The sequence below is a fragment of the Aeromonas sanarellii genome (genome assembly GCF_000820085.1).
GTDB lineage: Bacteria > Pseudomonadota > Gammaproteobacteria > Enterobacterales > Aeromonadaceae > Aeromonas > Aeromonas sanarellii.
The window spans coordinates 39,638-51,164 of record NZ_CDBN01000043.1 but is presented as its reverse complement, the minus strand read 5'-3'; the positions used below and the strand labels follow the sequence as shown (position 1 = coordinate 51,164).

The window sequence follows — 11,527 nt, the reverse complement described above, 5'->3', positions numbered from 1 at the left end:
GATCCCTCAAGCCGCTTGCTTCTTGAACAGCTCCCGGAAGACCGGATAGATGTCTTCCACCTTGCGGATGTGCTCCATCGCGAAGTGGGCATACTGCTCGGCCACCGCCTCGTACTCGTGCCACAGGGTCTGGTGGGCGCGGGTAGTGATCTCGATGTAGGAGTAGTAGCGCACCCTAGGCATGATGTCGCGCATCAGGATCTCCCTGCACTGGGGGGAGTCATCCGCCCAGTTGTCCCCGTCGGACGCCTGTGCCGCATAGATGTTCCACTGGTTGGCCGGGTAACGCTCGTTGATGATGTCGTTCATCATCTTGAGTGCGCTGGAGACTATGGTGCCGCCGGTCTCCTGGGAGTAGAAGAACTCGTGCTCGTCCACCTCCTTGGCCTGGGTGTGGTGACGAATGTAGACCACTTCCACATTCTTGTAGGTCCGACTCAGGAACAGATAGAGCAGAATGTAGAAACGCTTGGCCATCTCCTTGGTGGCCTGATCCATGGAGCCGGAAACATCCATCAGGCAGAACATCACCGCCTGGCTGGAGGGAACGGGTCGTTTGACGAAGTTGTTGAACTTGAGATCGAAGGTGTCGATAAAGGGCACCGCCTCGATGCGCCGCTTCAGCTCACGGATCTCTTTCTCGAGCTGGGCCATCTCGGCGAAATGGTCGTTGGGTTCGCGAACCAGCTGGGCCAGCCGCTCCTCCAGTTCGCGCAGCTGGCGTTTCTTGCCTGCCTGCAGCGCCATGCGGCGTGCCAGCGAGTTTTGCAAGGATCTCACCACGTTGATGTTGGCGGGCACCCCGTTGGAGGTGTAGCCCGCCCGGTAGGTCTTCATCTCCATCAGCTGGTTGAGCTGGGTCTTTTGCAGCCGTGGCAGCTCGAGATCCTCGAACAGCAGATCGAGGTATTCATCCTTGGAGATCTGGAAGACGAAGTCATCCACGCCTTCCCCCTGATCCGAGGCCTGGCCTTCACCTGTGCCCTGACCGCTGCCCCCTCCCTTGGGACGGTCAATCTTGTCGCCGGAGACGAACTGATCGTTGCCAGGATGCACCATCTCCCGTTTGCCGCCTTGCCCCTGATGAAAATGGGGCTCGCCGATGTCCTTGGTCGGGATGCTGATGCTCTCGCCCTTGTCCACGTCCTGGATGCTGCGTTTGGAGACAGCATCCGAGACCGCTTGTTTTATCTGCTTCTTGTAGCGGCGAATGAAGCGCTGCCGATTGACAGCGCTTTTGTTTTTGCCGTTGAGCCTGCGGTCGATAAAATGCGCCATAACTCCCCCTTGAACACGGCAGGGTCAGGATGACTTGCGTACCCTGAGATACCACTCGGAGAGCAGGCGCACCTGTTTGCGGGTGTAGCCCTTCTCCATCATCCGTTCTACAAAGTTATCGTGCTTCTTCTGCTCCTCAGCCGAGGTTTTGCTGTTGAAGGAGATAACCGGCAGCAGCTCTTCCGTGTTGGAGAACATCTTCTTCTCGATCACGGTGCGCAGCTTCTCGTAACTGGTCCAGTTGGGGTTACGGCCTGCGTTGTTGGCCCGGGCACGCAGCACGAAGTTGACGATCTCGTTGCGGAAATCTTTCGGGTTGCTGATTCCGGCGGGTTTTTCTATCTTTTCCAGCTCGCTGTTGAGGGATGCGCGGTCAAACAGCTGGCCGGTCTCGGGGTCACGATACTCCTGATCCTGGATCCAGAAGTCGGCGTAGGTGACGTAGCGATCGAAGATGTTCTGGCCGTACTCGGAGTAGGACTCGAGATAGGCGGTCTGGATCTCCTTGCCGATGAACTCCACGTAGCGCGGGGTCAGATAGCCCTTGATGAACTCCAGATAGCGATCGTGCAGCTCCTGCGGGAACTGTTCCCGCTCGATCTGCTGCTCCAGTACATAGAAGAGGTGCACCGGGTTGGCAGCTACTTCCGCGTGGTCGAAGTTGAAGACGCGGGAGAGGATCTTGAACGCGAAGCGGGTCGACAGGCCGTTCATGCCCTCGTCCACCCCGGCGTAGTCGCGATACTCCTGATAGCTCTTGGCCTTGGGATCCGTGTCTTTCAGGCTCTCGCCGTCATAGACCCGCATCTTGGAGTAGAGGCTGGAGTTTTCCGGTTCTTTCAGGCGAGAGAGCACCGAGAACTGGCCCAGCAGCTCCAGGGTCCCCGGGGCGCACTTGGCATCGGTCAGCTCGCTGTTGAACAGCAGTTTTTCATAGATCTTCACCTCCTCCGAGACCCGCAGGCAATAGGGCACCTTGACGATGTAAACCCGGTCGAGGAAAGCCTCGTTGTTCTTGTTGTTGCGGAACTGCTGCCACTCGGATTCGTTGGAGTGGGCCAGCAGGATGCCGTCGAAGGGCAGGGCGGACAGCCCCTCGGTGCCGTTGTAGTTGCCCTCCTGGGTGGCGGTCAGCAGCGGGTGAAGCACCTTGATGGGAGCCTTGAACATCTCCACGAACTCCATCATCCCCTGGTTCGCCTTGCACAGGGCGCCGGAGTAGGAGTAGGCGTCGGCATCGTCCTGGGCATAGTGTTCCAGCATGCGGATGTCGACCTTGCCGACCAGGGAGGAGATGTCCTGGTTGTTGTCATCGCCAGGCTCCGTCTTGGCGATGGCGATCTGATCCAGGATGGAGGGGTTGACCTTCTCCACCTTGAACTTGGTGATGTCGCCGCCAAATTCGTGCAGGCGCTTGGCGACCCAGGGGGACATGATGGGCCTCAGGTAGCGGCGCGGGATGCCGTATTCCTTCTCCAGGATCTCGCCATCCTCTTCGATGTCGAACAGGCAGAAGGGGTGATCGTTGACCGGTGAGCCCTTGATGCGATAGATGGGAACTTTCTGCATCAGGGACTTGAGTTTCTCTGCCAGCGAGGATTTACCACCGCCGACGGGGCCAAGCAGGTAGAGGATCTGTTTCTTCTCTTCTAGGCCCTGGGCCGAGTGCTTGAGATAGGAGACGATCTGCTCGATGGCATCTTCCATGCCATAGAAGTCTTTGAAAGCGGGATAGCGCGCGACGACGCGGTTGGAAAAGAGGCGGCTGAGGCGCGGATTGGTCGAGGTATCGATCATTTCCGGCTCGCCGATGGCGGTCAGCAGGCGTTCTGCGGCGGAGGCGTAGCAGGATTTGTCCTGTTTGCACATATCCAGAAACTCCTGGATGCTGTACTCCTCCTCTCTGGCCTTCTCATACCGCTGTTGATAGTGCTCGAAGATGCCCATAACTTAGCCCTCGTTATAGTCGCTTGCCCTGAAAAAGAGTGGATCACTACTTTTGTTCTGTTTACCTCTTAAGCCTAGTCAACAGCCCCCAGTAATCCATCGCCATCATTGGTTTAAGTTTGTACGGGAGCTTCCCGATCCTGGTGCGGGAAGAGACAGCCAATGACATACCTATGTTACTGACTGTTAAATTATTTTTGCCACGACAATGATGCCGATGTCAAAGACATAAAAAATAAATATTTGTGCGGTACGGGCGGAAAACGCGGGTTGTCCGTCTTGCGGTGGCGTGCAGCAGGCGGGGCAAGGGATAGAGGCGTAAGGAGAGGAAATGCGATGTCGTTTACGTCAACGTAATGCACTTGGTTTGGTGCTTTAACTCTAATTTTTACATTGACGCTACATTTTGGCTGCTTTAGATTGGCCCTGTGTCGAGCAGCCATCGCTTTAGCAAGAGAGTGGGTGACTGTGCAGATACTAAGCTCTGTTTAAGCACGTTTCCGTTGGCTTGACCCTCGCACCCGCGAGGGTCTTATTTTTTCAGCATCCGGCAGATCAGGATTCGTCGGGATAGAGGCGGGAGACCGCCGCCAGCACGTCCGCGAAGGGATGGGCCGCCAGCTGGCCAAAACCGGCCAGGCTCCTGGCCTTGAGCCGGGTGGTCAGCGGGGTGGCGATGCCGCACAGGAAGCGGGTCAGCAGGCGGGGATCCCGGCTGCGACACAGGGCCACCAGGGGATCGCACCAGGCGCGCAGGCCATGCTCGTTCGGCAGGGCGGGCGTCGGCAACGGGGGCAATAGGGCGACCTCTCCCCGGCAAACGGAGCAGTGCCCGCACCGCTCGGGGGCCTCGTCATCGGCAAAATAGCGGGCCAACTCATGGCTGAGACAGGTGGTCGAGGAGAAGAAGGTCAGCAGGGCTTGCAGCCGGGCCAGTTCACTCTGCTCTTTTTGCTCGAACAGGGCATGGAGCTGATCTGCCAGCGACGCCACGTCGATCCCCTGGCGCAACACCCGATACACCTCGGTCATCTGTTTACTTTCAAGCTCTATGCAGCCCTGCTGCTGCAGATAATCCAGCGCTGCCGCGGCGCGCTGGCGTTCCCCCTGATAGCCTTGCCACAGCGCCTCGAAGTCCATGGTGCACCAGGTGCGCGCCTGGGGGGCGCAGGCAAACACCTGCTCCAGAAACTGGCGGCGCTTGGGATCGAATCGGGCCAGGATCGCCTGCTTTTCCAGCACGAACCTGAAGCGGTACGCGGCAAAGTAGTTGTAGGCCGGCGCTATGATGCCCGCCATCTCCAGATAGACCAGCAGGGTCTTGAGGGGCAACTGGCGGATGTTGGTCTCGTTGGAGAGGCGCAGCAGACCAAATTCCCACTCGCTGCCAGCCTCTTGCAGGATCCCGAGCAGCCCCAAGATGGCGGTGCGGTCGGGTGTATCCCCATAGACGAAGTTTTCCAGTACTGGCAACTGGACGCGGCTTGCCAGCACGGTGCAGCGGGAGGGGAGGCCATCGCGCCCGGCGCGGCCTATCTCCTGGCTGTAGTTCTCGATGGATTTGGGCAGATCGTAGTGAATGACCCGGCGAATGTCGGCCTTGTCGATGCCCATGCCAAAGGCGATGGTGGCGACGATGCAGTCTAGCCTGCCCGCCATGAAGTCGTGCTGGATCTGGCTGCGCAGGGCGGGATCCAGCCCCGCATGGTAGGCACACGCCCGGATGCCGCTGGCCTGCAACTGCGCGGCGCACTGCTCTGCACTGTGCTGTAGGGTCACATAGACGATGGTGGGGGCGGCCGGATCCCGGTGCAGCTCCTCGCGCAGCCAGGCGTCGCGGGCGCTGCCGGCCAGCGGGATGACGGCCAGATCCAGGTTCGGACGATAGAAGCCGGTCACCACCAGATCGTCCCCGTCGATGCCGAACTTGGCCTGCATGTCGGCCATGACCGCCGGGGTGGCGGTAGCGGTCAGCAGCAGCACCTGGGGTATGGCCAGCTCGCGGCGATGATCCGGCAGCTTCAGGTAATCGGGGCGAAAGTTGTGGCCCCACTCCGAGATGCAGTGCGCCTCGTCCACCACCAGGAGGGACAGGGGGATCTGGGCGATAAAGCGGCGAAAGCGCTCGTTCTTGAGGCGCTCCACCGAGATCATCAGGATCTTGAGCCGGCCATCGCTGGCCTGCTGCATCACGCGCCGGCTCTCCTCCGGCGTCTGGCTGGAGTCCAGGGTCGCGGCGGCGATCCCCTTGCGCTGCAAGAAGGCGAGCTGATCATGCATCAGGGCGATCAGCGGCGAGATCACCAGAGTCAGGTGGGGCAGGGCGAGGGCGGGTAGCTGATAGCAGAGGGACTTGCCGGCCCCGGTCGGGAAGATGGCGGCCGCACTCTTGCCGGCCAGCAGGCGGCTGATCACCGCTTCCTGCCCGGGCCGCAAGCGATCGAAACCGAAGTGTCGGCTTAACAAAGAGGTGATCATGGCAAGGCTCCCTGAGAAAGGGCCGCATCATACCACTTCTGGTCCAGCGTTGACCGAGGATCGGACTGGTTTGGTGACATTTTGGTCGCGGTTGATATTGTGTTATCACATTGTTGTAGATTTTTTGTGAGGTGACCCTGATATTTTTCAGTGATTATGTGGAAAAAAACGGTGGCAGATGGGATATTCCTTGTCCGCAACCCCACGCGAACGGACGGATCCAGCAGAAGATCTGCCGACGGCACCATGGTCCCCGGACCGGTGTCCTTGCGTGGGCGGGTTGCCAACAGGACTAATGATTCACGCACCATGGGTGCACAGGGACTATTTGATGACACAACAACACCCCCTCATTCGACTGGTGAACAGCACCAGTCTGGTTAGCCAGATCCTGGTCGGTCTGGTACTCGGTATCCTCCTTGCCATGTTCATGCCGGAATGGGCGAAGGCGGCGGGCCTGCTTGGCAGCCTGTTCGTCGGTGCCCTGAAGGCGGTTGCACCCTTGCTGGTCTTCGTGCTGGTGATGGCGGCGATCATCGGGCACAAGCAGGGTCAGAAGACCAACATGAAACCCATCCTGCTGCTCTATCTGCTGGGAACCTTCCTGGCGGCTGCCGTGGCCGTGGTCGCGAGCTTCCTGTTCCCCTCCAACCTGCACCTGGTGGCCAACAGCGCCGAGATCTCCCCGCCGGGCGGCATCACAGAGGTGCTGCAGACCCTGCTGTTCAACGTGGTGACCAACCCGGTGAAGGCGCTGCTGGAGGCGAACTACATTGGCATCCTGGCCTGGGCCATCGGCCTTGGCATCGCCATGCGCCACGCCAATGAGAGCACCAAGGCGGTGATCACCGACCTGTCCCACGGGGTGTCTACCATCGTCAAGGCCGTGATCCGCTGCGCCCCGCTTGGCATCCTGGGCCTGGTCGCTTCCACCCTGGCCGAGACCGGCTTCGACGCGCTGTTCGGCTATGCCCAGCTGCTGGTGGTGCTGATCGGCTGCATGCTGTTCATCGCCTTCGTGGTCAACCCGCTCATCGTGTTCTGGAAGATCAAGCGCAACCCCTATCCCCTGGTGCTGACCTGCCTGAAAGAGAGCGGCGTGACCGCCTTCTTCACCCGCAGCTCCGCCGCCAACATCCCGGTCAACATGGCGCTGGCCGAGAAGCTGCGCCTGCCGGAAGACACCTATGCGGTCTCCATCCCGCTGGGTGCCACCATCAACATGGCCGGTGCGGCCATCACCATCACAGTGCTCTCCATGGCGGCGGTTCACACCCTGGGGATGGAAGTGGATCTGGCTACCGCCATTCTGCTCTCCGTGGTCGCCACCGTCAGCGCCTGCGGCGCCTCCGGCGTGGCCGGTGGCTCCCTGCTGCTGATCCCGCTGGCGTGCAGCCTGTTTGGCATCAGCAACGACATCGCCATGCAGGTGGTGGCGGTCGGCTTCATCATCGGGGTGCTGCAGGATTCCGCCGAGACGGCCCTCAACAGCTCCACCGACGTGCTGTTCACCGCGGCCGCCTGCATGGCCGAGGATGAAAGCCTGCTGGACATGGCCCCGGTCCCCAGCCGCGAAGCCTGATCCCCTCGCGTGCCATGAGTTGCCAGCGCCCTCCTCGGAGGGCGCTTTTTATTGCTGGCCCTGTCCTCCACATTCCGTATGTCCCGCATTCCCTGGATCTAGCCTTCCACCCCACAGGGTCGCCATGGCCGTAGTGGGGGCTCCCCAAATTGACCCTGGGCCGCCAGCGTGCCGGTGCCAAGGCTGGTCTGCGTGCGCGGCTTCCCGTGGTTCCGCCATGAGTGACGTTGCTTCCTGCTGCCTGAGCGGCGGCGTGGCGCATCGCATCAGAGGATGGGCAAGCGCGGGGGGCAGGCGATACGACCGGGCAGCCTGTACGGCGAAGTGCAGGGGCCACGCCACCGGCGCGTGTCTGTTCCCTGTGACCAGTTCATCCCTTGAGTCGGAGGGCTATTGCCAAGCGGGATCCTGCCGTCCTGCTCAACCCCGTCAGAGGGATGCGTCGTGCTGGGGCCTGATGCGATGCAAGCCGATGCCGCTGCGCCTGCAAGGACGAGGGGAAAAGGGCGATGAGGGGAGAGGGCAGGAGCCCCTCTTTGGGTGAGGGGGATGGGCAAGGCGGAGCTGGGTACTCAAGAAGGCTGGGAACTGGGCCGAGGAGTGCGCCATGGGCCGCGGGAAGGGACTATCTGAACGCCTGATCCCGGGGGCATGATCCTCACAACGAACACAGCCCGGCAGAGGGGATCTGCCGGGCTGCGGGGAGTGTCGGGCCAGAGGCTGGCCCGACACTATCGGTGGCGGGATTAACCGACCAGCTGATACAGGATGGCGGAGATGGCGATGAGGCCCATGACCGCCACGAAGACGTTGCTGATCTGACCCTGGTATTTCGCCATGGCCGGCACACGCTTGATGGCGTACATGGGCATGAGGAACAGGATGGTGGCGATGATGGGGCCACCCAGGGACTCGATCATCCCGAGGATGGAGGGGTTGATCACGGCCACGGCCCACAGGGTCAGGATGAAGAAGGCGATGATGAACAGTTCGATCTTCTTGTGGTTCGGGGTCTTGCCGGAGTTGCGCATGTTCTGGACGATCATCCCCTTCAGGCCTTCACGGGCACCCAGGTAGTGGCCGAAGAAGGAGGAGACGATGGCCACGAAGGCAACCAGCGGGCCGAAGTAGGAGATGATGGGGCTCGCATGCTGGTTGGCCAGGTAGGAGAGCACGGCGATGTTCTGGGACTTGGCCTCCGCCAGCTGGGCCGGTGTCAGGCTCATCACGCAGGAGAAGACGAAGAACATCACGAAGCCCAGCAGGATGACGGCGGTACGCTTGAGGATGGCGTCGGACTTGGCGACCGCATGGTCACCGTGATCGCGGCGCTGGGCCAGGGCGAAGCTGGAGATGGCCGGGCTGTGGTTGAAGGAGAAGACCAGCACCGGAATGGTCAGCCACAGGGTGGTGGCGAAATCCTTGGCGCTCGGCACTTCACTCAGGGCCGCGCCGGTCCAGTCCGGAATGAGGTAGAGGGAGATACCGGCCAGGATGGCGATGAGCGGGTAGACTAGGAACTCGGTGACCTTGAGCATCAGCTTCTCGCCGGCCAGCATCACGGACATCATGGCCATGATCAGCACGATGGAGAGGATCCAGCGCGGCGGCGCCGTCATTTGCAGCTGGTTGACCAGGAAGCTTTCCACCGTGTTGGTGATGCCCACCCCGTAGATCAGCACTATGGGGTAGATGGCGAAGAAGTAGAGCAGGGTGATGAGCTTGCCGGCACCCATGCCGAAGTGCTCTTCCACCACCTCTGTGATGTCGGCATTGGGCTGCTTGGAGGAGAGCACGAAACGCGCCAGACCGCGGTGGGCCAGGTAGGTCATGGGGCCGACCAGCAGCGCCATCACCACCAGTGGCCAGAAGCCGCCCATGCCGGCGTTGATGGGCAGGAACAGGATGCCGGCGCCGACGGCGGTACCGAACAGGCTGATGACCCAGGTGGTGTCTTGTTTGCTCCAACCGCGAGCCTGGGTTGAGCGGGTTCCTTGCTCCTGTACGGCTGCAACATCCTGTGCGCCAGTGACTGTATTGGACATGTGTCTCACCCCGAATGTGTGGTTTTAATTAATCGGCGCAAGAATACTTTTTTTTTCATCAAAAATGTTGATCAAATTCACCTTTATGAGGCAGAAACCCGTACTTCCTTGTAGAAATGTGATCAAAAGAATAAAAAATCAAAATTTATTTATCAAATGCAGTGTTATTTGAATGTTAATCGGTCGATTCTTCATCCCTGCATGTTGTCAATATGTTGCTCTGAGAGGTGTTGGGACAGCTGGCGGATCATGCTGGCGGTCGCCCCCCAGATGAAAGAGTGCTCCCAGGGGATCCAGTAGATGGTGTGGCGTTTTCCCGCCCTGGGCAGGGTCAGGGCGATGTGATGGGCCGGATCCAGCACATGGCTGAGGGGCACTTCGAAGGCCTGATCCACCTCGTCCGGGCTCAGGGTCACCCGATAGCCGGGATCGAGCATGGCCAGCACCGGCAGCACATCGTAGCGGGAGATGGTGTTGAGGGGGGTAAGGCTGCCGATGACCCGGATCTGGGAGGCGGGAATGCCGAGCTCCTCCTCGGTCTCTCGGAGCGCCGTGTGGATGAGGCTCTCATCGTCCGGATCCTGGCGCCCGCCGGGGAAGCTTATCTGCCCCGGATGGTGGCGCAGGGCGGGACTGCGACGGGTCAGCAACAGGTGCAGGCCCCGGGGGCGCTCCACCAGGGGGATCAACACCGCCGCCGGTTTGAGCCCCCCCAGCGCCAGGCGATGGGCGGGGGCGGGGCGTTGCAACAGGAAGCGGGTCAGCAGCTCGCTGCTCGTCATCTCCATGGGTCTCCATATTGCGGCCCGGAGGGCCTGGGTTCACAGGGTATCCAGCAGCGGCAGGATGCGGGCCACCTTGTCGAAGGTCTCCTGATACTCGGCGTCGGGGTTGGAGTCGGCTATGATGCCGCCCCCCGCCCAGCAGTGGAGCTGGCCTGCCTCGGCGATCAGGGTGCGAATGCAGATGCTGGTGTCCATCCGCCCGTGCTGGCTCAGGTAGCCGATGCTGCCGCAGTAGGCGTTGCGTCTGTGGGGCTCCAGCTCCTCGATGATCTCCATCGCCCGGATCTTGGGGGCGCCTGTGATGGAGCCGCCGGGGAAGCAGGCCCGCAGCAGATCCACCCCTTGCCAGCGCGGGTCCAGCTCCCCGTGAATGGTGGAGACCAGGTGATGCACCGCGGGGAAGGACTCCACGGCGAAGAGGTGCGGCACAATGACCGAACCCGGGCGGCTCACCCGGCCGATGTCGTTGCGCAGCAGATCCACGATCATCAGGTTTTCCGATCTGTCCTTGTCGGCGTGGGCGAGCGCGTCGGCCACCCGGGCGTCGATGACGGGATCCGGATGGCGGGGGCGGGTGCCCTTGATGGGCTTGGTCTCGATATGGCGCTCGTCGAGCAGCAGGAAGCGCTCCGGGGAGAGGCTCATAATGGCGCTCTGGGGCAGGCGGACAAAGGCCGAGAACGGCGCCTTGTTGGCGGCGCTGAGGGCGCAATAGGCGGACCACTCGTCTCCCTCATAGGGGGCACTGAAACGCTGGGTCAGGTTGATCTGGTAGCAGTCTCCCGCCGCCAGATAGGCCTGGATGCGGGCAAACTTGTCACCGTATTCGGCTCGCGTCATGTTGCTCTGCCAGGGTCCCAGCAAGGCGAGAGGGGCAGATGAGCGCCCGGTCTGCGCCATCAGCCAGGCGAGGCGACGGGCGAGTCCGGTCTCGTCTCCCCAGTGCACCAGTTGCCAGCAGTCGGTCGCCACGTCCCGCAGCAGTGCCCAGTCGTAGATCCCCACCGCCATGTCCGGCACCTGGATGTCCGCCTGTGCCTGCGCTGGCAGGCGCTCGAATCGCCGTCCCAGATCGTAGCCAAAAAGCCCCATGGCACCCCCGATAAACGGCAGACCCGAGTCATCGTCAACCAGATCCCCGAGCAGGGCCCGCTGGACGTCGGCGAGCAGGGCGAGGGGATCGTCGTCATGGTGGCTCAGGTGGCCAGCCTGGTTCAGGCAGGTACTGTCACCCCGGGTCTCCAGGGTGGCGAGGGGATCGGCGCTGACGATGTCAAAGCGGTTGTCGGCCCCCTGGGGACCGGCGGACTCCAGCAGGATGGCCCAGGGCTGGTGCTGCAACCGGGCGAACAGGCCATGCAGCGAGGTTTGCGGGTCGAAATGGTGGATATGCAGTCTTGGTTTCATTTTTT

At 61.3% G+C, this 11,527-nt stretch carries 7 protein-coding genes; 1 reads left to right on the top strand and 6 read right to left on the bottom strand.

Translation table 11 applies throughout. The annotated features are described in order from the left end of the window. Positions 1-6: 6 nt before the first annotated feature. The 3 genes from BN1132_RS09100 to BN1132_RS09090 all read right to left on the bottom strand — a co-directional run bounded on the left by BN1132_RS09100 (position 7) and on the right by BN1132_RS09090 (position 5,703). On the bottom strand, positions 7-1,278 hold the full coding sequence (locus BN1132_RS09100; protein ID WP_042076963.1) for a YeaH/YhbH family protein: 1,272 nt from the start codon (positions 1,276-1,278) through the stop codon (positions 7-9). Between the two features lie 24 nt (positions 1,279-1,302). After that, a complete protein-coding gene (locus BN1132_RS09095) occupies positions 1,303-3,225 on the bottom strand; it encodes a PrkA family serine protein kinase (protein WP_042076962.1) in 1,923 nt (640 codons plus the stop codon). A 555-nt stretch (positions 3,226-3,780) separates the two neighbouring features. Further along, complete coding sequence (locus BN1132_RS09090) at positions 3,781-5,703, bottom strand: RecQ family ATP-dependent DNA helicase (protein ID WP_042076961.1); 1,923 nt, start codon at positions 5,701-5,703, stop codon at positions 3,781-3,783. A 331-nt stretch (positions 5,704-6,034) separates the two neighbouring features. Between BN1132_RS09090 and sstT the strand changes: the two genes are divergently transcribed. Continuing rightward, positions 6,035-7,285: a serine/threonine transporter SstT gene (gene sstT, locus BN1132_RS09085; protein WP_042076960.1), complete on the top strand. Its 1,251-nt coding sequence runs from the start codon at positions 6,035-6,037 to the stop codon at positions 7,283-7,285. A gap of 746 nt (positions 7,286-8,031) precedes the next feature. Here the strand turns inward: sstT and BN1132_RS09080 are convergent. From BN1132_RS09080 to pabB, 3 genes are all read right to left on the bottom strand, one after another. Beyond that, positions 8,032-9,330 carry an HAAAP family serine/threonine permease gene (locus BN1132_RS09080; RefSeq protein WP_042076959.1) on the bottom strand — a complete coding sequence of 433 codons (1,299 nt, stop codon included), beginning with the start codon at positions 9,328-9,330 and terminating at the stop codon, positions 8,032-8,034. Between the two features lie 191 nt (positions 9,331-9,521). After that, positions 9,522-10,112, bottom strand: coding sequence for a CoA pyrophosphatase (locus tag BN1132_RS09075; RefSeq protein WP_042076979.1), 591 nt, complete (start codon positions 10,110-10,112; stop codon positions 9,522-9,524). 39 nt (positions 10,113-10,151) lie between these two features. Beyond that, a complete protein-coding gene (pabB, locus tag BN1132_RS09070; protein ID WP_042076958.1) occupies positions 10,152-11,522 on the bottom strand; it encodes an aminodeoxychorismate synthase component I in 1,371 nt (456 codons plus the stop codon). Positions 11,523-11,527: the final 5 nt, after the last annotated feature.

Excerpts from the sequence above, each read along its gene's own strand:
- BN1132_RS09075 (WP_042076979.1), bottom strand. The coding sequence starts at position 10,112 with ATGACGAGCAGCGAGCTGCTGACCCGCTTCCTGTTGCAACGCCCCGCC.
- BN1132_RS09080 (WP_042076959.1), bottom strand. The coding sequence starts at position 9,330 with ATGTCCAATACAGTCACTGGCGCACAGGATGTTGCAGCCGTACAGGAG.
- BN1132_RS09095 (WP_042076962.1), bottom strand. The coding sequence starts at position 3,225 with ATGGGCATCTTCGAGCACTATCAACAGCGGTATGAGAAGGCCAGAGAG.
- BN1132_RS09100 (WP_042076963.1), bottom strand. The coding sequence starts at position 1,278 with ATGGCGCATTTTATCGACCGCAGGCTCAACGGCAAAAACAAAAGCGCT.
- pabB (WP_042076958.1), bottom strand. The coding sequence starts at position 11,522 with ATGAAACCAAGACTGCATATCCACCATTTCGACCCGCAAACCTCGCTG.
- sstT (WP_042076960.1), top strand. The coding sequence starts at position 6,035 with ATGACACAACAACACCCCCTCATTCGACTGGTGAACAGCACCAGTCTG.
- BN1132_RS09090 (WP_042076961.1), bottom strand. The coding sequence starts at position 5,703 with ATGATCACCTCTTTGTTAAGCCGACACTTCGGTTTCGATCGCTTGCGG.